Annotated in this window: 18 protein-coding genes; 9 read left to right on the top strand and 9 right to left on the bottom strand. The window is 72.3% G+C overall.

Annotation, left to right across the window (positions count from 1 at the left end; all coding sequences use genetic code 11):
• On the top strand, positions 1-1,704 hold the full coding sequence (locus tag ABD366_RS09540; protein ID WP_324766820.1) for a SulP family inorganic anion transporter: 1,704 nt from the start codon (positions 1-3) through the stop codon (positions 1,702-1,704).
• An 8-nt stretch (positions 1,705-1,712) separates the two neighbouring features.
• Here ABD366_RS09540 and ABD366_RS09535 read toward each other — a convergent pair whose 3' ends face one another.
• Genes ABD366_RS09535 through ABD366_RS09525 form a run of 3 tightly spaced genes read right to left on the bottom strand, consistent with a single transcriptional unit; the run spans position 1,713 to position 7,362 of the window.
• Positions 1,713-3,200 (bottom strand): alpha-amylase family protein, encoded by a 1,488-nt coding sequence (locus ABD366_RS09535; protein ID WP_324766819.1) that lies wholly within the window; start codon positions 3,198-3,200, stop codon positions 1,713-1,715.
• Entirely contained in the window at positions 3,197-5,896 is a 2,700-nt protein-coding gene (locus ABD366_RS09530) for an MGH1-like glycoside hydrolase domain-containing protein (RefSeq protein ID WP_324766818.1), read from the bottom strand. Before ABD366_RS09530 ends, ABD366_RS09535 begins: the two co-directional genes overlap by 4 nt.
• A 20-nt stretch (positions 5,897-5,916) precedes the next feature.
• A complete protein-coding gene (locus ABD366_RS09525) occupies positions 5,917-7,362 on the bottom strand; it encodes a hypothetical protein (RefSeq protein WP_324766817.1) in 1,446 nt (481 codons plus the stop codon).
• 135 nt (positions 7,363-7,497) lie between these two features.
• On the opposite strand from ABD366_RS09525, the gene ABD366_RS09520 reads away from it, so the two are divergent.
• From ABD366_RS09520 to ABD366_RS09510, 3 genes are all read left to right on the top strand, one after another.
• The gene (locus ABD366_RS09520; protein WP_324766816.1) at positions 7,498-8,052 is read left to right on the top strand and encodes a DUF1269 domain-containing protein; all 555 of its coding nucleotides are present in this window, start codon (positions 7,498-7,500) and stop codon (positions 8,050-8,052) included.
• Positions 8,052-8,537, top strand: coding sequence for a DUF1269 domain-containing protein (locus ABD366_RS09515; protein ID WP_324766815.1), 486 nt, complete (start codon positions 8,052-8,054; stop codon positions 8,535-8,537). Before ABD366_RS09520 ends, ABD366_RS09515 begins: the two co-directional genes overlap by 1 nt.
• A gap of 304 nt (positions 8,538-8,841) precedes the next feature.
• Positions 8,842-11,364 (top strand): winged helix-turn-helix domain-containing protein, encoded by a 2,523-nt coding sequence (locus ABD366_RS09510; protein ID WP_324766814.1) that lies wholly within the window; start codon positions 8,842-8,844, stop codon positions 11,362-11,364.
• Between the two features lie 6 nt (positions 11,365-11,370).
• On the opposite strand, the gene ABD366_RS09505 is transcribed toward ABD366_RS09510, so the two are convergent.
• Positions 11,371-11,877 (bottom strand): helix-turn-helix transcriptional regulator, encoded by a 507-nt coding sequence (locus ABD366_RS09505; protein WP_324766813.1) that lies wholly within the window; start codon positions 11,875-11,877, stop codon positions 11,371-11,373.
• A 107-nt stretch (positions 11,878-11,984) separates the two neighbouring features.
• Positions 11,985-12,194 (bottom strand): hypothetical protein, encoded by a 210-nt coding sequence (locus tag ABD366_RS09500; protein WP_324766812.1) that lies wholly within the window; start codon positions 12,192-12,194, stop codon positions 11,985-11,987.
• Positions 12,195-12,332: 138 nt separating this feature from the next.
• Here ABD366_RS09500 and ABD366_RS09495 point away from each other — a divergent pair, with 138 nt between their 5' ends.
• Complete coding sequence (locus ABD366_RS09495) at positions 12,333-12,794, top strand: DUF7144 family membrane protein (protein WP_324766811.1); 462 nt, start codon at positions 12,333-12,335, stop codon at positions 12,792-12,794.
• Positions 12,795-12,810: 16 nt separating this feature from the next.
• Here ABD366_RS09495 and ABD366_RS09490 read toward each other — a convergent pair whose 3' ends face one another.
• Complete coding sequence (locus ABD366_RS09490; RefSeq protein ID WP_324766810.1) at positions 12,811-14,136, bottom strand: diacylglycerol/lipid kinase family protein; 1,326 nt, start codon at positions 14,134-14,136, stop codon at positions 12,811-12,813.
• A 148-nt stretch (positions 14,137-14,284) separates the two neighbouring features.
• Between ABD366_RS09490 and ABD366_RS09485 the strand changes: the two genes are divergently transcribed.
• On the top strand, positions 14,285-15,688 hold the full coding sequence (locus ABD366_RS09485) for a DUF2252 domain-containing protein (protein WP_324766809.1): 1,404 nt from the start codon (positions 14,285-14,287) through the stop codon (positions 15,686-15,688).
• On the opposite strand, the gene ABD366_RS09480 is transcribed toward ABD366_RS09485, so the two are convergent.
• The gene (locus ABD366_RS09480) at positions 15,680-16,489 is read right to left on the bottom strand and encodes a YhjD/YihY/BrkB family envelope integrity protein (protein ID WP_324766808.1); all 810 of its coding nucleotides are present in this window, start codon (positions 16,487-16,489) and stop codon (positions 15,680-15,682) included. The two genes, ABD366_RS09485 and ABD366_RS09480, sit on opposite strands and share 9 nt — an antisense overlap.
• Before the next feature lie 199 nt (positions 16,490-16,688).
• Between ABD366_RS09480 and ABD366_RS09475 the strand changes: the two genes are divergently transcribed.
• The gene (locus tag ABD366_RS09475; protein WP_344441468.1) at positions 16,689-17,099 is read left to right on the top strand and encodes a hypothetical protein; all 411 of its coding nucleotides are present in this window, start codon (positions 16,689-16,691) and stop codon (positions 17,097-17,099) included.
• A 64-nt stretch (positions 17,100-17,163) separates the two neighbouring features.
• Here ABD366_RS09475 and ABD366_RS09470 read toward each other — a convergent pair whose 3' ends face one another.
• Together ABD366_RS09470 and ABD366_RS09465 are read right to left on the bottom strand one after the other, a co-directional pair.
• Positions 17,164-17,307, bottom strand: a complete 144-nt coding sequence (locus ABD366_RS09470) for a hypothetical protein (RefSeq protein ID WP_344441466.1) — start codon at positions 17,305-17,307, stop codon at positions 17,164-17,166.
• Between the two features lie 78 nt (positions 17,308-17,385).
• Complete coding sequence (locus tag ABD366_RS09465; protein ID WP_324766271.1) at positions 17,386-17,742, bottom strand: PRC-barrel domain-containing protein; 357 nt, start codon at positions 17,740-17,742, stop codon at positions 17,386-17,388.
• Positions 17,743-17,879: 137 nt separating this feature from the next.
• On the opposite strand from ABD366_RS09465, the gene ABD366_RS09460 reads away from it, so the two are divergent.
• Both ABD366_RS09460 and ABD366_RS09455 read left to right on the top strand, forming a co-directional pair.
• On the top strand, positions 17,880-18,773 hold the full coding sequence (locus ABD366_RS09460; protein WP_324766272.1) for an NAD-dependent protein deacetylase: 894 nt from the start codon (positions 17,880-17,882) through the stop codon (positions 18,771-18,773).
• Between the two features lie 119 nt (positions 18,774-18,892).
• Positions 18,893-19,519, top strand: coding sequence for a GNAT family N-acetyltransferase (locus tag ABD366_RS09455; RefSeq protein WP_324766273.1), 627 nt, complete (start codon positions 18,893-18,895; stop codon positions 19,517-19,519).
• Positions 19,520-19,548 lie beyond the last annotated feature (29 nt).

Raw genomic sequence — 19,548 nt, 5'->3', positions numbered from 1 at the left:
GTGGTCTGGACGCCGCCCGGAGCGCGCACCCTGCGGGAGTACCGGCGGTCCTGGCTGGTCAAGGACGTCGTCGCGGGCGTCGTCCTGAGCACGCTCCTCGTGCCGCAGGGCATGGCCTACGCGGAACTGGCCGGGCTGCCGCCCATCACCGGCCTCTACACGTCCGTGCTCTGCCTCCTCGCCTACGCCGTCTTCGGCCCGTCCCGCATCCTCGTCCTCGGCCCCGACTCCTCGCTCGGCCCGATGATCGCCGCCACGGTGCTGCCGCTGGTCGCCGCCGACGGCGATCCGGAGCGCGCGGTCGCGCTCGCCTCGGTCCTCGCCCTGATGGTCGGGGCGATCACGATCCTGGCGGGCGTGGCACGGCTCGGCTTCGTCGCCGACCTGATCTCCAAACCCACCATGATCGGCTACATGAACGGCCTGGCCCTGACGATCCTCATCGGGCAGCTGCCGAAACTGTTCGGCTTCTCCACCGACGCCGACGGGCTCGTCGCCGAGGTGGGCGCCTTCGCCGACGGGCTCGGTGACGGCAAAACGGTCCCAGCGGCAGTGGCCGTGGGCCTCGGCTGCATCGCCCTGATCCTGCTGCTCCAGCGGCTGCTGCCCAAGGTTCCGGCGGTTCTCGTCATGGTCGTGCTCGCCGTCGCCGCGTCCGTCGTCCTCGATCTGGACGAGCACGGCGTACGCACCGTCGGCCGGCTCCCCGAAGGGCTCCCGCCGTTCACGCTCCCGCACATCGGCTGGGGCGACCTCGGCGCCCTGAGCGTCGGCGCCCTCGGCATCGCCCTCGTCTCCCTGGCCGACACCATCTCCAACGCGTCGGCCTTCGCGGCCCGCACCGGCCAGGAGGTCCGCGGCAACGACGAGATGATCGCGATCGGCACGGCGAACGCCGCCGCCGGACTGTTCCAGGGGTTCCCCGTGAGCACCAGCGGATCCCGCACCGCGGTCGCCGAACGGGCGGGATCCAAGAGCCAGTTGACCGGTGTGGTCGGCGCCGTGCTGATCCTCCTCATGCTGGTCCTGCTGCCAGGACTCTTCCGCGACCTGCCGCAGCCCGCGCTCGCCGCCGTCGTCATCACCGCGTCCCTGTCCCTGGCCGACCTGCCCGGTACGAGGCGGCTGTGGCGCCAGCGCAAGGCGGAGTGCTGCCTGTCCGTCGCCGCGTTCCTCGGGGTCGCCCTGCTCGGGGTGCTGCCGGGGATCGCCGTCGCCGTCGGCCTGTCCATCCTCAACGTCTTCCGGCGCGCCTGGTGGCCCTACAGCACCGAACTGGGCCGCGTGCCCGGACTCGAGGGCTACCACGACGTGCGCTCGCACCCGACCGCCGCACACCTGCCGGGCTGCACGATCCTGCGCTTCGACGGACCCCTGTTCTTCGCCAACGCCAAGTCGTTCCGCGACGAGGTCCTGCGCGTCGCACGCACCACGCCCGCGCCGCGCTGGATCCTGCTGGCGGCCGAGCCGATCACCGATGTCGACACGACGGCCGCGGACATCCTGCAGGAGCTGGACGCCGCGCTCCAGGAGCGCGGCGTCCGCCTCGTCCTCGCCGAACTGAAGGACCCGGTACGCCGCAAGATCGAGCGCTACGGACTGACCCGCACCTTCGACCCGAGCCGCTTCCACCCGACGGTGGAAGCGGCGGTGACCGCGTACCGGGCGCTCAGCGGCGCCCGGTGGTCCGACCCGGCGCAGTGAGTACGGCCCTAGGGCCGGCCCGCCTCCACGGAGAACAGATGCGTGCCCCACGGCGGCAGTTCGACGTAGAGGCCGCTGTCGAGCAGCTCCGCGCCGGAGCGGCCGTAGCGGTCGGAGGCGGTCAGCAGCTCCGTCAACTCCCAGGTGTCCTGGCCCAGTTCGTGCCACGGTAGCCGGATGCGGGCCTGTGCCGGGTGGTCGGAGAGGTTCACCACGGTCAGGAAGCGCCCCGCGTCGCCGGTCCAGCAGGAGGCGATCAGATCGTTCCCCGAGTCGTTGTCGGGCCAGCCCGTGCAGTCGAGCAGCTGCCAGTGGCCGGTGCGCATACCGCTGTGGTGCACCCGCGCGAGCAGCCGCTCGTGGAAGGAGCGCAGCCCCTGGTCCGCCGGCTCCTCGGGGCGCCGGTCCAGGAACACCGGCAGATGGACCCGGCGGCCGGTGAACTGCCCCTCGTGCCACAGGGTCGCGCCGGGCAGCGTGGCGATGAGCACCGCCGCCGCACGCTCCTTGTCCGGCGGCATCGTCAGCGCGGCCCGCGGCTCGTCGTGGTTCTCCAGGAACCGGACCAGGCGACGCTGATACTGCTCGTCGGCCTGGAGATGCCCGCGCACGGACGCGGCGCTCTCGTTGAGCACCCGGTCGTACAGGCGCTTGTCGTAGCAGAAGTCGAACCCCTGCCTCTGCAGGGCCCATTCGAGATCCCAGTACGCCTCCGCCGCGAAGACCATCCGGGGGTGCCGGCCGTGGACCTCCGTGATGACGTCCGCCCAGAAGTCCCGCTCGGGCACGGCGCCGGCGCGCTGCCCCCAGGTCCGGGCGAAGACGTCGTTCAGCAGCAGCATCGCCATGTCGCAGCGCACCCCGTCGCAGACGTCGCCGATGGAGCCGAGCACGTCCGCGGTCGCACGCCGCAACTCCGGCGCGAACGCGTTCAGTTGCACCACGTCGGGCCAGGGCGGGAAGAACGGGTCGCGCCCGCGGGCCAGCACCGCGCGGCCGGTGTCGAGGAAGCCCGCGGGATCACGCCGGACGTCCGAGGCGTCGCCGCGCACGAAGTACTCGGGGTGCGCGTTCACCCAGGGACTGTCCGGAGCCACGTGGTTGGGCACGTAGTCCAGGAGCAGGCCGATGCCCCTGCGGTCGAGTTCGGCGCGGGCGGCGGCGAGCCCCGCCGGGCCGCCGATGGCCTCGTCCACCACGTAGCGGCGGATGCAGTACGGGGACCCGGCGATGTCCTCCTCACCGACGCCCGGGACGGCCGCGGTGAACGCCGAGCGCAGGGCCGGGTTGTCCAGGGCGATGGAGCGCCCCAGCGGGCTGCGCTCCCATACGCCCATCAGCCAGACGGCGTCGACCCCGGCCGGAGTGATCTCGTCCCACGTCTCCTTGGGCAGGTCGCCCAGGTGCAGGGGCCGCCCGGCCCGCAGGCCGGTCTCCCGCAGCCAGACGCGGGTGTTGATCTCGTGAATGACGGGCTGCGCGGGCAACGCGGTCATCGGCTGTGCCTCCTCGCGGTACCGGAGCGGAAGTCCTCGGGGCCGAGCCGGCCGAAGATCTGCATCAGGGGGGCGATCAGACCGGTCCAGCCGGTCTGGTGCGAGGCGCCGACCCCGGCGCCGTTGTCGCCGTGGAAGTACTCGTAGAAGCTGATCAGGTCCCGCCAGTGCGGATCGTCGCGGAACTTGGCCTGCCCGCCGTAGACGGGCCGCCTGCCCTCCTCGTCGCGCAGGAAGATGCGGGTGAGCCGGGCGGTGATCTCCTCGGCGACCTCGTACAGGTTCTTCTGCACGCCCGAGCCGGTCGGGCACTCGACGGTGAAGTCGTCGCCGTAGAAGCTGTAGAGGTTGAGCAGCGCGCGCACGACGAGCGTGTTCATCGGCAGCCACACGGGGCCGCGCCAGTTGGAGTTGCCGCCGAACATGCCGGTGTCGGACTCGGCGGGCAGATAGCCGACGCGGAACTCCTCGCCGTGCACCCAGAACGTGTACGGGTGCTCGGCGTGATGGCGGGAGAGCGCCCTGATCCCGTACGGGCTGAGGAACTCGTCCTCCGACAGGACATGGTGCAGGACCCGCACCAGCTTCTTCTCGTCCAGGACGGACAGCAGCCGGGGCCCGCCCGCCTTGCCGGCCGCCGCGGTGGTGAGCGTCACGGACAGCGACGGGTGCCGCTCGGCGAACCGCTGCAACCGCTCACCGAGACCGGAGAGGCGTGCCAGCTGGTCGGGCTGGAAGACGGTCGAGGCGCAGAGCGGGAGCAGTCCCACCATGGAGCGCACCTTCAGGCGGACCGCCTGCCCGTCGGGCAGCCGCAGCACGTCGTAGTAGAACCCGTCCTCCTCGTCCCACAGTTCGTCGCCGAGGTCCCCGATCCGGTCCATCGACGCGGCGATCCACAGGTAGTGCTCGACGAACTTGAGCACCAGTTCCTCGTAGGACTCGTTGTGCTGCACCAGCTCCAGCGCGATCTGGAGCATCGACTGGCAGTACAGCGCCATCCACGCGGTGCCGTCGGCCTGCTCCAGGGTGCCGCCGGTGGGCAGCGGGGCGCTGCGGTCGAAGACGCCGATGTTGTCGAGGCCGAGGAAACCGCCCTGGAAGACGTTGCGGCCGGAGGGGTCCTTGCGGTTGACCCACCAGGTGAAGTTGGTGAGCAGCTTCTGGAAGCTGCGCTCCAGGAACGCGTGGTCGGCGTGGCCGGTGGTCCGCTCCTCCATCATGTAGACGAAGTACGCGGCCCAGGCGTGCACCGGCGGGTTCACATCACCGAAGTTCCACTCGTACGCCGGGATCTGGCCGTTGGGGTGCAAGTACGAGTCCCGCAGCAGGAGTTCGAGCTGCTGTTTGGCGAAGTCGATGTCGACGACCGAGAAGGCCACGGTGTGGAACGCCAGGTCCCAGGCGGCGAACCACGGGTACTCCCACTTGTCCGGCATCGAGATGATGTCGTCGTTGACCATGTGGAACCACTCGCGGTTGCGCACCCCGGGCTTCGGCAGGCTCCACGGGGTCAGATCGTGCTCGGCCAGCCATGTCTCCAGGTCGAAGGCGTAGTACTGCTTGGACCAGAGCATCCCCGCCAGGGCCTGCCGCAGCACCCGCGCCTCGTCCTCGCTCGCCCGCGGCGGGGTCAGCTCCCGGTAGAAGGCGTCGGCCTCGCTGATGCGCTGCTTGAACACCGCGTCGAAGCCGCGGGCCACCGAGAGCTGTCCGCCCGCGGGCCCGAGACGCAGCCGCAACGTCTCGGACCCGCCTGGGGCGACCACCAGCGAGTAGTGAGCCGCCGCTTTGGTGCCCTCCTGGGCCGGGTTCACGGCCGTGCCCTCGCCCTCGACGATGTACCGGCCGATGCCGTCCTTGACGTACGGCGAGGCGTTCTCCGCGCCGAACAGCCGCTCGTTGTTGGTCTCGTTCTCCGTGTACAGCACGCGGGGAGCGCCGGCGCACCGCAGGTCGTAGGAGCCCAGTTCGGGATGGTCGACGCGGACGGTGCTCGTCGAGCGCGGGCCCTCGGCCGCCCACAGGCGCGGCTTCGTGGCGTCGCCGGTGCTGTGCTCCCAGGACCAGGTGTTGCGGAACCACAGCGTCGGCAGTACGTGCAGCGCGGCCTCGCGCGGGCCCCGGTTCTCGACGGTGATGCGCATCAGGATGTCGTCGTGGTCCGCCTTGGCGTACTCCACCGTCACGTCGAAGTACCGGTCCTCGTCGAAGACCCCGGTGTCCATCAGCTCGTACTCGAACTCCTGGCGGGTGCGGTCGCGGTTGACGGAAAGCAGCTCGTCGTACGGGTAGGCCTGCTGCGGGTACTTGTAGAGGTAGCGCAGGTAGGAGTGGCTGGGTGTGCTGTCGAGGTAGAAGTAGTACTCCTTGACGTCCTCGCCGTGGTTGCCCTCGCCGTTGGTCAGGCCGAAGGCGCGCTCCTTGAGGATCGGGTCGTGGCCGTTCCACAGGGACAGCGCCAGGCACAGCCGCTGCTTCTCGTCACAGATCCCGCCGAGCCCGTCCTCGCCCCACCGGTAGGCGCGCGAGCGCGCGTGGTCGTGCGGGAAGTACGACCACGCGTCACCCCCCGGGCTGTAGTCCTCACGGACCGTGCCCCATTGCCGTTCGCTGAGGTACGGGCCCCACAGACGTGCCCGCGCGTTCCCGTCGGCCGTCGGCCCGATCCCCGCGCCCTGCGCCTGTGTGTTCATGCGCGCTCTCCCTGCCTCGGTCAGCCGGAGGCGCCAGTCTTGGCGGGCGCCTGATGACCCGCCTCACCTGAGGGGGGTGAGCCGCCGTCGGCGCGGGCCAGCAGCGTCAGCGCGATCTCGTACGCGGCCAGCAGCGCACCCACCACGAACAGGGCGGTCCACGAGGAGAGCAGCAGTGCCACCAGGACGGCGACGACCGCGCCGCCGACACGCAGCACGTCGACGTGCCGGACCAGCCACGGCCGCAGCGTCCTGTCCCCGGCGGCCCGCTCGCCGGCCCGTGCCAGGAACTGGCCGGCGGCGCGCGCGCCCTGGGCCGTGTACCGGCGCAGCGCTGTCGGCAGCCGTCCCGGCCCGACGAGGTACGCCAGTACGGCGATGCCGACGCCGAGCCACAGCAACTGGTCGCCGCGGTCGCGCAGGGTCGTGAAGATCGTCCACAGCGCGGCTTGCAGCCCGTCGCGGTAGACGCCCTCCGGTACCTGGTGCAGCAACTGCTCGCGGACGGCGCGCAGGACGGTCGACAGGACGGTCACCGACACCACCAGCCACAGACCGAGCTGGAGCACGGTGCGCCGCCGGTTGGGCGAGACCCACAAGGAGAGCGCGAGCAGCACGGGGACAGCGATCAGCAGACCCACCAGGCTCTTCTTGAACACGAGTACCGCCTGCTGGAGCTGGCCCAGTTCGTGCCGGTCGTAGAGGCGGATCTGGGCGAAGTTCTCGGGCAGATCGACGCCGAGCGCCGTCTCGATGCGCTGGTGCAGGCCGGGCGGGATCTCACCGGACTTGAGGGTGGGCAGGTCGAGCTTCTTGCCGAAGACCGTCGGAAGCTCCTGCTCCAGGGAGTTGAGCAGGTTGTTGACGATCGGGAGCAGGTTCAGGGTGACGGTGTCACCGCGCACCTGCACGGTCTTGTTGCTGTTGTCCAGGATCGAGACGATCCGCTCGTGCGCGAACCGGTTCGCCCCCCGCCACACCGCCTGGAACTCGTCCGTCGCGATGAGCTTGGAGACCGACTTCCGCATGTAGTCGTGGACGGCGCCGGTGACCGGCGCCGCGAGGAAGCTCGCGCGCGGCGGCAGCGCCTCGGAGAGCCGCTGCTCCACATCGAGCTGGTCGAAGATCTCGTCGGCGAGATACGTCGAGACCGCCTTGTTGACGTCGGGGTCCTCGGGCAGCGGGCCCACCGCGGCGACCCAGCGGTCCGTGTTCAGGGTCGTCCGCGCACCCCACACCCCCACGACCGAGGTCACGGAGACCACCGCGACCAGTGCGATCAGCACCGCCGCCACTACGCGTCGCACCGTCAGCAGACGGGCGGCGCGCCGCCGTTCGGTGCCGGACCGGTCCCGCAGCTCGGCCACCTCCGCACGCAGTCGCTCCAGCTCGGCAGCGGCCGGCTCGGGCCGTCCTGACGCGTCTGCCGCACGCTCCGGTGGATCCGGGGTCTGCTCGGGGGACATGGGCGCCACCTCCGCCCCCCACCGTCGCGGGCTCCGCGCCCGCCTCCCTCACCTGCGGCGGGTGACGCGCCACGGCGGGTGCGAGCGCTGTGATGACACCCGTGACGGGGGCGGTTTCCGTGGAAGGGAGGCACGATGGCTGCGATCGGACCGGTGCAGCTCCTGACGGTCGAGTTCGGCCCTGATGCCAAGTTCGAGGGGCGGATCATCGAGGAGCTGGGGATCCTCGAGGCGAACGGGCAGATCCGCGTCCTCGACATGCTCTTCGTCCGCAGGGAGCCCAGCGGTGGCCTGTTCACCCTGGACTACCAGGCGGAAGGCATGGGGGAGACGGTCGCCGCACTGCTCGGCATCTCCCGCGAGCAGGTGAAGGAGGCCCAGGAGACGTACCCGAGCCTCGTCGAGGGCAACGCCTTCGGACTGACGCTCGACGAGGTCAAGGAGATGGCCGAGTCGCTCGACCCCGGCACGGCCGCGGCCTTCGTCCTCCTGGAGCACGTCTGGGCGAAGTACCTGCGCACCGCGATCCGCGACGCGGGCGGCGTGCCCGTCGCGGAGGGCTTCCTCACCGAGGAGGCGCTCGAACCCGTAGCGGTCGAGATCGCGGCGGCGGCACAGCGGCTGGGCGAACCGGTCGCCCCCGCGTCCCCGCCGGACAAGAAGGCACGCAACCACCGTAGGAGGAACTGATGGCCGATCTCGTCGTGCTCGGATTCTCGGACAAGGAGAAGGCGGAAGGGGTGCTGCGGCTCGCCAAGGACCTCTCGCGTCAGGAACTGCTCGACCTCGAGGACTCGGCGATCGCCTGGCGCACCATGGACGGCAAGCTCCACACGCACCAGACCTTCAACACCACGGCGGCCGGGGCGGCGGGCGGCGCGCTGTGGGGCTCGCTGTTCGGGCTGCTCTTCCTGATGCCGGTGTTCGGCGCGGCGGTGGGCGCCGCGACCGGCGCCCTCGCGGGCAAGCTCAGCGACATCGGCATCAACGACGCGTTCGTCAAGGAGACCGCGGCGACCCTCGAACCCGGCCGGGCCGCCGTGTTCGCCCTCGTCCGCCGCTCCACACCCGATCGCGTCCGTGAGGCCCTGCGCCCCTTCAACCCCACCGTGATCCGCACCTCGCTCACCAAGGACCGGGAGGACGAACTGGTCAGCGCCCTGCACGGAGCCTGAAACCCCACGCCGGGGAGCCCGGTCCGGGCGCCCCGGCACGCGCCGTCTCACGCCGGAACTTCACCCGGGTGAGATGGCGCCGCCGTGCGCGCCGACCGCCCGGCCCTGCTCCACACTGGGCTGGCACCTGTCCACCCGGGCGCGTCATGTCCGGGACAGGTCGCTTCGAGGCTGCCCGCGCCGCTCCGTGTCCCCGAGCGGGGGAGCACCGCCGTAGGCCGGCGGGCCGGGCCCCGCGACCGCGGCGTCGACCGTTGGGCGGGCCCTGAGCCGAACCACCGTGCCCCGAGAGCGAGGTGCCGTGATGGTCCAGCAGCCCCAGCCCCGCCCCCGCCCACCGGACCCCCGCCCGGACGGCCCGCCGCTCTCCACCGCGCCCGCGCTGCCCACCTGGCTCGTACCGCGCCCCCGGCTGACGGACCGCCTGGCCAGGGGCGTACGGGGACCGCTGACCGTGATCCTCGGACCGGTGGGCGCGGGCAAGACGGCCGTCGCCCTGGAGTGGGCGCACACCCGGCGGCCACCGGGCCCCGTCGCCTGGGTCACCTGCGACGGCCGCGCCGAACAGGCCGGAGTCTTCTGGCCGCGCGTGACCGGAGCCCTGCGCGACGCGGGCGTGGAGCTGCCGGAATCCGTCGCGGCGGGGGAGGGGCCGCTCCTCGTGGCGGCACTCGCCGCCGCGCTCAACAAGCGCTCGGAGCCGGTGGTACTGGTCCTCGACGACTTCCAGCCCGCCCCCGGCTCCCCGCTCGCCGACGGCGTCGGCAGTCTGCTCCGGCACGCGCCCGGCGTGCTGCGGCTGGTCGTACTGGCCCGCCGCGACCCGCCCCTGCACCTGCGCCGCGGACGGCTCACCAGCGAGCTGACCGAACTGCGCACCGCGGACCTCGCCTTCGACGACCGGGAGACCGCGGCGCTGCTCGCCCAGCACGGCATCGACGTACCCCGGCAGACGGTGAGCGTGCTGCGCCGGCGCACCGGGGGCTGGGCGGCCGGGCTGCGGCTCGCCGCGATGTCCATGGAGAAACGCCGCGAACCCGAGCGCTTCGTGGCCGAGTTCGCCGGGGACGACGAGGCGATCGCCAGCTACCTCGTCGAGGAGGTGCTCGACCTCCAGCCGCCCGGCATGCGGCAACTGCTGCTCATGACGAGCGTCCTGGACCGGCTCAACGCGGAGCTCGCCACCGAACTGTCCGGCGAGGACGTGGGCCGGCACTTCGCCGACCTCGTCCGCGAGAACTCCTTCCTGCAGCCGGAGGGCCAGGGCTGGTACCGCTGCCACCAGATGTTCGCCGAGGTCCTGCGGATGTGTCTGCGCCACGAGTCACCCGGCCTGGTCGCCCCCCTGCACCGGCGCGCGGCGGCCTGGCTCGACACCCACGGTCTGCTCTCCGACGCGGTCCGGCATCTGCTCGCCGCGGACGACTGGGAGCCGGCGGGCGAACTCGTCGTACGCCGGCTCGCCATCGGCCAGGTCCTGGGCCTGTCCCGGACCCGGCTGCCCGCGGAACTCGTGCGCAGGCTGCCGGAGGACCCGGAGGGGGACAGCCCCGAGCCCGTGCTGCTGGCCGCCGCCGTCGCCCGGGTCCGCGGCGACGACCAGTCCTGCCGCCGCCACCTGGACCGCGCGCAACGCCTGCTCACGGCTCTGGCGGGGGACGAACGGGGGTCGCTCGCCGCGCAGGGGCCTCAAGACAGGCATGCGCTCCACGGACCTCACGATCAGCAAGAGGCTCGTGAACAGCAGGTGCCCCACAGGCCCCACGATCAGGCCGGGCCCCGCGACCCGCAGGTGCCCCACGGACCTCACGATCAGGCTGGGCCCCGCGACCCGCATGCGCCCAACGGGCCCCACGATCAGGACGGGCCCCGCGACCCGCATGCGCCCCACGGCCCTGCCGACCGTATGGCCCGGTGTCGCCTGACCCACGCCATCATCCGCATGGACCTGCTGCGCTCCCGTGACCTGGAGCAGGCCCACGCCGCCGCGCTCGACGCGGAGGAGCTGATGCCGCTGCTGCCGCACGCGCTCCTCGCCCAGCACCCCGAGATCGCCGCGCTGACCCTGTCGGTGCGCGGCAGCCGTGAGGTGCAGGCCGGCAACCTCAAGGCCGCGGAGGCCTTCCTCACCGGCGCGCTGAAGGCCGCGGGAGCGGCCGGGAACGGCACCCTGCGCCGAGACTGCCTGGTCGAACTCGCGCTGCTCGAAGCCCTGCGCGGGCGCTTTCGCGCGGCCGACGAACTCGCCGCCCACGCCACCCAGCCGCCCCTGCCGAGCTGGACGGCGGCGGAACGCTCGCAGGCGGCCCTGCATCTCGTCCGGGCCTGGGTCGAACTGGCCCGGGGCGGTCCGGGGCGGGCCCGGTACGAACTCGGCCGCGCGGACGAGGTGCTGAGGGGGCGGCCGGACGAGTTCCTCGCCGAGGTGCGTGCGGTGGCGGCGGGCCTGGCGGCGGCCGTGGAGCAGGGCAGCCCGGCGACGGCGGCCGTCGACCTCGTGGGCGGCTCGCGGCTGCCCCGCACCGTGGTGCGGGCGGTCGCCCCGGCCTGCGCCGCCGTGCTCGGCGCGACCCGGCACGGACGCATCACCGTCACCACCGCGCCGGATCACACGGGCGGCCGTCCGACCCCCACCGAGCAGCTCAGCGCACGCGAACGCGACGTGCTGGCGCGCCTCGCCCAGATGATGACCACCGAGGAGATCGCGGCGGAGCTGTATCTCTCGGTGAACACGGTGAAGACCCACCTCAAGAGCGTCTACCGCAAGCTCGCCGTGACCCGGCGCTCGGCCGCGGTCCGCCGGGCCCGCGAACTCCAACTCCTGTGATGCGCCTCAGACGAGCCCCAGCGCGCGAGCGCGCCGCACCGCCTCGGCCCGTGAACCGACACCCAACTTGCGGTACACGGCGCGGACATGACTCTTGACCGTGTTGTGCGAGACGTAGAGACCGTCGGCTATCTGCCGTAGCGACGCCCCTTCCTGAAGTCGGCACAGCACCGCCAGCTGACGGGTGGTCAAGGGTTCGAAGAGAGGCACGGAGGCCGGTGAGGACAGCGGCGCGGGCGGTGGTGCGGGCGGCGGCACAGGCCGCACCCCGGCCGTCGCCGCGGCGAGCACGGCCGCGGCCTCCCGCATCAGCACCCCGGCGCTGCGCGGATCCGCCATGTCCCCGGCGATTCTGACCAGCGTGCCGGCCACCCAGACCAGGCAGGTCGTCACGGTGGCGTCCGTCGTCCCGGGTTCGTGGCGCAGCGAATCGAGCCGGCCCCGCAGGACGCCGGCGTGGGCCGCATCCGTCGAGCGGGCAACCGGAGGTTCTGCGTACAGCACTACGGGCATGCCCCTCACCTCCCCATGTGGAGGGCATCACCCCACCACCCTGGGGGGCACGGCCGTACGGACGGAAGAGGCTTGTCGGCCCTGTCCTCGCCCGCCCGCTTCCCGGCTCAGCCGTGGCCGTCGGGCAGCCGCCGTACCTCGAGCAGTTCGAGCCCGAGCCCCTGGATGCGGTCGAGGATCCCGTACAGGGCGGCCTGGTCGAGCCCCGAACCGAGCAGCACCGTCTCGGAAGGGCGCAGGACCACGGTCAGTTCGCCGAACGCCGAACGAAAGGCCTCGCCGATCTTGCCGCGTACCCGGATCTCGAAGTCGCCCATGGCGACACCTCCTGTGCGACGGCTCGGCCATCGGCCGCCATTCTTCTCGCGGCACGGCGCACGACATCACCTTGTGCGGGTGACGGTGGAGCCGCCGGGCGGCGGGATGCTCCGTCCACACCGCCGAGGAGGTTCGCCATGACCGACCAGATTTCGCGGGACCCCGCCCCGCCGGGCGCCCCGGAACCGGAGCCGCACGTCAACCCGCTCGCCGTCGGCGGAGTCGTCTTCGCCGTGTGCCTGATGGTCATCATCGGCTCGTACCACACCATCGCGGGGCTCTCCGCGATCCTGGGCGACAACTACTACCAGGCCCAGAACGACTACGCCTTCGACTTCGACGTCAACGGCCGGGGCTGGGTCCAGATGATCTCCGGGTTCATCGTCCTGGTGGCGGCCCTCAACCTGTTCGCCGGCCGGGTCTGGGCCCGCGCCGCCGGCATCCTGGTGGCGATGTTCAGCGCGCTGGAGAACTTCTTCTTCACTCCCTACCAGCCGGTGTGGTCGGCCATCATCATCGCGCTCGACGTCCTGGTGATCTGGTCCCTGGCCATGTACGGGCATCAGGCGGCGCACCGGGTGTACGGTTCGCGCAAGTAGCGGCGGGGGCACGGCGTCAGCTCCCGTTCGTCAGCCCGAGCCTGCCGATCAGACGCCAGTCGAGCGTCGGACGCTCCTGGTAGCCCCCCGGCCGGTGCCGGGGCACCAGCACGCGCAGCGCCCCCGGCCGGATCTCGCAGCGCACGGGGACGGGCATGCGCACCGCCTCGCCGTCGAGGCCGACGGGCAGCGACTCCTGGTCGGCGTCGACGATCACGGTGGTCGCCGTCGCCCGGGTCAGCCCGGTGGCCCGGCGGCCGCGCAGCAGCCCGGTGGCCTGCGCCGCGCTCGTGACCCGTACGCCGACACAGCCGAGGACCCCTGTGTCCAGGCGGGTGCGCCGGCCGAGCCCGGCGATGTCCCGCGCGCCGTAGGGGTTGTTGCTCACGAGCAGGGCCTGCGGATCCGTGAAGGTCTGTGATCCGGCCCGTGCTGTCAGCCGCGCGCCCTTCTGCCCCATGAGCAGCTCGGGCAGCAGACCGAGCGTGGTGCGCGTCTTGCCGTCCCGGTAGGACGGGCTCTGCACCACCTCGGCGTACGCGCCGAACGACACGTTGTTGACGAACGGCCGCCCGCCGGCGAGGCCGAGATCCACCCGCACCTCGCGCCCGTCGCGCAGCGCGTCCAGCGCCTTCGCCGGATCGTCACGGTCCAGGCCCAGGTCGAGGGCGAAGTGGTTGCGGGTGCCCGCCGGGATCACCAGGAACGGCAGATCCAGCGCCGCGGCGACCTCGGCGACCAGCGCCTGCGTCCCGTCGCCGCCCGCGACGCCGAGCAGATCGGCGCCCTCCGCCGCGCACTTACGGGCGAGCGCCGCCACGTCCGTCTCACTGGACTCCTCGAGCAGCACCACCCGCGCGCCGAGCGCGTCCGCCCGCTCGGGCAGCGCGAACCGGCGCACCTTCCCGCCACCGGACCGCGGGTTCATGATCAGGACGGCGCTCCTGAACGCCGGCGCCGGACGCTCCGTCATCCCGACGGGCGCCCTCCGCCGGGCGAGCGCCGCGCGCCCCGCCGCCGCGGCCACCAGCCACAGCGCGGCCGAGACCAGGACCACCCAGGTGAGCCGGGCCCTTGTGTACGTCACCAGCACCCAGACCGGGGCGGCGACCGCCAGCAGCACGGCCAGATACCTCGCCGGCCCCCGCCGGCTGACGATCCACCAGACGGCCGCGACCGTGACCATCAGGCCCAGGAGGCCCACGCCGAGCAGCGCGAAGGTCTTCAGCCCCGCGAACACGGCGAGGACCAGCGCGGCGGCCGCGGCCGAGGCCAGGGACGCACGCGCCAGCCATCGTTGTCCGCGCAGGTCGCCCGTCGTCCCGCCCATCCTCGGTTCCATGACCGGCAGTCTGGAACCGGGCCGGGCGCCGGTCCTCACCCCTGGGAGGCGACCCGGGCGGTGGTCCGGGGGACTGGCTCACACGGCCGGGGTGACGCCGCCGCGCCCCGGCGGGACCAGAGTTCTGGGCACCGGGAAGGAGCGCGCCATGACCGAGACCACGTTCCGTATGGGGACCCCGCGCGACCGGGCGGACCGGGGCCGGGAGGCCCGGGCCCGCGTCCGCCGGTCCAGCCACGCCGAGTACACGCCCGCCGAGGACCGTCCCGACCCCGTCGACGTGATCGGGCGGCAGTCGGCGAGCAGGGTGCCCGAGCTGGTGCCGATCCGCTACGGCCGCATGCTCGAATCGCCGTTCCGGTTCTACCGCGGCGCGGCGGCGATCATGGCCGGTGACCTGGCCGGCACCCCCGCGACCGGGCTGCGGGCCCAGCTGTGCGGCGACGCACACATGTTGAACTTCCGGCTGCTCGCCTCACCGGAGCGGCGCCTGATGTTCGACGTCAACGACTTCGACGAGACGCTGCCCGGCCCCTGGGAGTGGGACGTCAAACGCCTCGCGGCCAGCCTGGTGATCGCGGGGCGCGGGAACGGCTACCGGGCCTCGGAGCGCTCCCGTGTGGTGCGCACGACCGTCGCCGCGTACCGGAAGTCGATGGAGAAGTTCGCCGGGATGCGCACCATCGACGTCTGGTACGCGCGGATCGACGCCCAGGAACTGCTCACCTCCGTGTCCGCCCGGCTCGACACGCGCACCCGCAACCGGATGTCGCGCGCCTTCGACAAGGCCCGCGGCCGCGACAGCCTCCAGGCCTTCGACAAGCTGGTGCGCACGATCGACGGCGAACTGCGCATCAACCCCGACCCGCCGCTGATCATGCCCCTGGACGAGCTCATGCCGGGCGTCGAACGCAAACACCTGGAGGAGCAGCTGCGGGAACTGGTCGAGCGGTACGCGCGCACCCTGCCCGCCGACCGGCAGGCGCTGCTCGCCCAGTACCAGGTGGTCGACATGGCCCGCAAAGTCGTCGGCGTCGGCAGCGTCGGCACCCGGTGCTGGATCATCCTGCTGCTCGGCCGGGACCAGCGCGACCCCCTGCTGCTCCAGGCGAAGGAGGCCCAGCAGTCGGTCCTCGAGGAGGCCGCGGGCGCGAGCCTCCACACCAACCAGGGCGAACGCGTCGTCGCGGGGCAGCGGTTGATGCAGGCGACCAGTGACATGTTCCTGGGCTGGGAGCGCGTCGAGGGTCTCGACGGCCGCCAACGCGACTTCTACATCCGGCAGTTGAGGGACTGGAAGGCCATACCCCAGGCCGAGCTGATGTCCCCCGACGTCATGGCACTGTTCGGCCGTACCTGCGGAGCGACGCTGGCCCGCGCGCACGCCCGCTCCGGCGACCGCATCGCCATCGCCGCCTATCTGGGCCGCTCGGACCCCTTCGACCGGGCCGTGGCACGCTTCGCCGAGTCCTACGCCGACCAGAACGAGCGCGACCACCGGGCGCTGGTCGCGGCGGTGCGCAACGGGAGGGTGGCCGCGGCCTCAATGTGACGGCGGGGTGTCCGCCTCGCCCAGCCTGCGGCGCACGAAGTCCTCCTGGGCGAGGGTGCGGCCCACCGCGATGCCGAACACCACGACGGTGAAGTACACGATGAGCCAGGACAGCAGGGTGAAGACCGAGCCGAGCGTCCCGTACCGGTTCAGGCTCATGTGCAGTGCACGCGGCAGCCAGAGCTGCGAGAGCAGGGTGAACGCGACGACGCCCGCCCCCGTCAGCACGGCGCCCGGCAGGAGAGCCGGCCACGCCACGCGGCCGGCCAGCAGCAGGTGCTGGGTCCACCAGCACATCAGCGTCACCGTCGCGCACTGCAACGGGATGCCCAGGACCGCGCCCACGCCGAAGGCCTTGTGCAGCGCGCCCTGCACCACCAGCACGCTGAGCCACACCAGCAGCCACGCCGCCCAGCGCCAGGCCGCGAGGCGCACACCGGAACGCGGCAGGTGCCAGGCGCGCTCGCACAGCCGCTGCAGAGCGCGCGTGAACGACGTGGCGGAGAGCAGGGCGACCAGGACGCCCGCGAAGCCCCAGTTGTGCAGCGCGGTGTCGCCGCCCCCGGTCAGCTGCTCGGCCTTCGCCACCACCGCCCCGTCCGAGCCCAGCATGGTCTGGAGCGATCGCTGCATCTGCCGCCGCACGGGCGGCGGACAGAACGAGGTCACGGCGATGAGCATCGGCAGCGCCGCGAGGAAGGCCTGCGCCGCGAGACGGGTCGCCATGTCGAGGAGGTTGACGTGCACGAGCTGCTGGAGGACGCGTCCGACCAGCGGCGGGACGGCACCGACGATCGGCATGACGCGGTCCTCTCGTGGCGGGACGCACTCCTGCCCGTCACCTTGGGACCCGCCGGGCCACCGCACGTCACCCGGGACGGGCGACGCGCGCCCGGCCGACAAGAACCCCGTTTCACAGGCGTGCCGGACCGTATCGGGGGCAGGCAAGCCCCAAGGAGGCCGCGGCGGACCAGCGCCGCGAGCGGGGGGAGGGGCGGACATGCAGCGACCCAGGAGGCGCTTCCCGGTGCGTTGGGCCGGAAGCGGCGTACTGGTCGTCGAGGTTCCCGGACCCTTCGACGACGAGGCCGCCGCGGAGCTCTGCTCCCTGCTGGCGCGGATGGCCACCACCGGGCAGCACAGCTTCGTCGTGGACTTCCGCGCCGCCGAGCAGTGCCTGGCCGACGGCGCCCACCGCTTTGTCGAGGGCAGCCGCGCGATCACGGCGGACGGCGGGGTCCTGGCGTTCGTCGCGGGACCGGCCGGCCGTGCCGCGCTGCGTGCCGCGGGAGCCGACTCGCTTTCCGTGGACGTGCACGACGCGGTGGCGGCAGCGGTGGAGGCGTCCTGGGGGCAGGCCCGCGACGCCGACTCGGCATCGGGGCCGACCCCCGCACAGGACTCGATCTGAGGGTGCCCGCCGTCTGCGGCCCCGGCCCGCGGACCGTCTCCCGCAAACTGTCCGAGGCCGCCGGTCAGCGGCGGCGCAGCCGGCCCAGCCAGGCGCGCGCCTGAGCCCGCCTGCGCGGGTCCGCGGCGGTGCGCCGCGCGGTGGCGATGGTCCGCTGCCCCTGCGGGCTGCGGCTGTACTGCTTGATGCGGTTGAGGATGCCGGCCATGGCGTCTCCGTTCGTGGTCGTGGTTCTCGGGTCGTGCGGTCCGCTCCCCGGCCGGTTACCCGTTCGGCGGCCTTGCTATCAGCGACGGGCGAGCCTGCGTTCGCCGCGTGCGCCGGGCTCGAAGGGCAGCTTGTAGTGGTCGAAGATCGGCCACTCCTGGTCGGCCATCAGTTCACCGTCGGTGTCGATCGACGGCGCGTCCTTGACCAGGTCCTTCGCGAAGTGGATCTTCAGGTGGGTCGGGCCCACCGACGCACCCATGAGCGGCGCGAACACGAGCCGGCGCCGGGTCGGCAGCCCCACGGTGATGGCGCAGAAGAACGGCGAGTCGGAGACGGTGTCGACATAGATGGATTCGAGCGTGCCGATCTTGTGGCCCTCCGGGTCCACCACGTCCTGTCCGCGCCAGTCCCGGATGTTCTCTGCGGCGATCATGCGTGCCTCCCGTGCAAGTGGACCGAGTCCCGTGTCCCGTGTCCCGTGTACGAGGTCCCTGTGTCGGTCCCTCCGCTACCCGTTACCCGTTCTCGGCGGGATCAACGAGGACCGCACGGATGCGTAAGCTGGCAGGCATGCGTACGCGCCCCACGTTGACCTGGGAACCCGTCGCCGGACTGCCCCCGGCCTCGACCGACCTCACACCGGTGCTCGACGCCGTGCGGGCGGGCGGTGCCCTCGTGCTGAGCGGCGCCGGGCTCTCCACCGAATCGGGCATCCCGGACTACCGCGGAGAGCACGGCTCCCTGCGCCGGCACACCCCCATGACGTACCAGGAGTTCACCGGCGACGCCTGGGCCCGGCAGCGGTACTGGGCGCGCAGCCAGGTGGGCTACCGGGCCATGACGCGGGCGCTGCCGAACAGCGGCCACCGGGCCGTCGCCACCCTCGCCGGAGCCGGCCTCCTCACGGGCGTGATCACGCAGAACGTCGACGGACTCCAGCAGGCCGCGGGCCTGAGCGACGTCGTCGAGCTGCACGGCAGCCTGCGTCGCGTGATCTGCCTCGACTGCGGGGACCTGAGCGATCGCGACACGCTCGACCAGCGCCTGCGGCGGGCCAACCCGGAGTTCGAGGAAGCAGCCGAACGCCACGCGGCGGCGGCGCGCGTCAACCCCGACGGTGACGTGGAGCTGCCCGACGAGGCGGTCGCGGAGTTCCACCTCGTGGACTGCGAGGTCTGCGGCGGAGTGCTCAAGCCGGACGTGGTCTTCTTCGGGGAGAACGTGCCGGCGGAGCGGGTCGCTGTCTGTCGCCGGCTCGTGGCGGAGGCGGCGAGCGTGCTCGTGCTCGGCTCCTCGCTGACGGTCATGTCCGGCCTGCGGTTCGTCCGGCAGGCGGCGCAGGCCGGTACACCGGTGCTGATCGTCAACCAGGGCCCGGGCCGCGGCGACACGCTCGCCGCCCATCGCGTGGGCCTGCCCCTGGGGCAGGCGCTGTCCGACGTGGTGACGGAACTGGGCCTCTGACGGACGCAGTTGAAGCCCGCGTCGGGTGAGAGTTGCTTCAGGTGAAAGGTGCTTCTGGTGCAAGGTGCTTCACGTGAAAGCGCGTGCGGGAGCGCTCCCATGCTGCGATCGTGAGCGCCATGACCAAGGAACCCTTCGTCCGCTCCTACCTCCCGTCCGACCGAGCCGAGCTGGCGGACATCTGTGTCCGCACGGCGCTGGAGGGCCGGGACTCATCGTCCGTCTACCCGGACCCGGAGCTGATGCCGTCGATATTCGCCTACCCCTACGTGGAGTTGGCGCCGGAGTACGCCTTCGTCCTCGACGACGGGGAGGGCCACGCGGTCGGCTACATCCTGGGCGCACCCGACACCGTCACGTTCGCCAAGAGATTCCGTACGGAGTGGCTGCCGCGGGTGGCGGACCGCTACCCGGCCCTCACGGACGAGGCGCGGACGCCGTCGGAGGAGATGATCGGGCTGCTGCACACCCCGGAGCGCATGGTCCTGCCGGAGCTGGAGCAGTTCCCCGCGCACCTGCACATCGACCTGCTGCCCGCGTGGCAGGGCCGGGGACACGGCCGGACCCTGATGCGCACCTTGCTCGACGCGCTGCGCCGGGACGGTGTGCCCGCCGTACACCTGTGCATGGTGCAGGCGAACACCGCGGCCCGGGCGTTCTACGACCGGCTGGGCTTCAGCCTCCTGCGGGTGCCGGATCCGGGGCCGGTCTGGTACCTGGGGCGGTCTACGGCGGGGGCGGTGTGACGCCCGGGGCGTCATGAAGGTGAGCCGCT

It is taken from the genome of Streptomyces kunmingensis (assembly GCF_039533535.1).
Classification (GTDB): Bacteria; Actinomycetota; Actinomycetes; order Streptomycetales; family Streptomycetaceae; genus Streptomyces; species Streptomyces kunmingensis.
Note: the sequence above shows the minus strand (reverse complement) of the source record. Positions and strands in the feature narration are given on the sequence as shown.

Coding starts and splice junctions, on each gene's coding strand:
- ABD366_RS09535 (WP_324766819.1), bottom strand. CDS start 3,200: ATGACCGCGTTGCCCGCGCAGCCCGTCATTCACGAGATCAACACCCGC.
- ABD366_RS09500 (WP_324766812.1), bottom strand. CDS start 12,194: ATGGGCGACTTCGAGATCCGGGTACGCGGCAAGATCGGCGAGGCCTTT.
- ABD366_RS09525 (WP_324766817.1), bottom strand. CDS start 7,362: ATGTCCCCCGAGCAGACCCCGGATCCACCGGAGCGTGCGGCAGACGCG.
- ABD366_RS09485 (WP_324766809.1), top strand. CDS start 14,285: ATGACCGAGACCACGTTCCGTATGGGGACCCCGCGCGACCGGGCGGAC.
- ABD366_RS09455 (WP_324766273.1), top strand. CDS start 18,893: ATGACCAAGGAACCCTTCGTCCGCTCCTACCTCCCGTCCGACCGAGCC.
- ABD366_RS09460 (WP_324766272.1), top strand. CDS start 17,880: ATGCGTACGCGCCCCACGTTGACCTGGGAACCCGTCGCCGGACTGCCC.
- ABD366_RS09465 (WP_324766271.1), bottom strand. CDS start 17,742: ATGATCGCCGCAGAGAACATCCGGGACTGGCGCGGACAGGACGTGGTG.
- ABD366_RS09495 (WP_324766811.1), top strand. CDS start 12,333: ATGACCGACCAGATTTCGCGGGACCCCGCCCCGCCGGGCGCCCCGGAA.
- ABD366_RS09470 (WP_344441466.1), bottom strand. CDS start 17,307: ATGGCCGGCATCCTCAACCGCATCAAGCAGTACAGCCGCAGCCCGCAG.
- ABD366_RS09510 (WP_324766814.1), top strand. CDS start 8,842: ATGGTCCAGCAGCCCCAGCCCCGCCCCCGCCCACCGGACCCCCGCCCG.
- ABD366_RS09480 (WP_324766808.1), bottom strand. CDS start 16,489: ATGCCGATCGTCGGTGCCGTCCCGCCGCTGGTCGGACGCGTCCTCCAG.
- ABD366_RS09505 (WP_324766813.1), bottom strand. CDS start 11,877: ATGCCCGTAGTGCTGTACGCAGAACCTCCGGTTGCCCGCTCGACGGAT.
- ABD366_RS09490 (WP_324766810.1), bottom strand. CDS start 14,136: ATGGAACCGAGGATGGGCGGGACGACGGGCGACCTGCGCGGACAACGA.
- ABD366_RS09520 (WP_324766816.1), top strand. CDS start 7,498: ATGGCTGCGATCGGACCGGTGCAGCTCCTGACGGTCGAGTTCGGCCCT.
- ABD366_RS09475 (WP_344441468.1), top strand. CDS start 16,689: ATGCAGCGACCCAGGAGGCGCTTCCCGGTGCGTTGGGCCGGAAGCGGC.
- ABD366_RS09530 (WP_324766818.1), bottom strand. CDS start 5,896: ATGAACACACAGGCGCAGGGCGCGGGGATCGGGCCGACGGCCGACGGG.
- ABD366_RS09515 (WP_324766815.1), top strand. CDS start 8,052: ATGGCCGATCTCGTCGTGCTCGGATTCTCGGACAAGGAGAAGGCGGAA.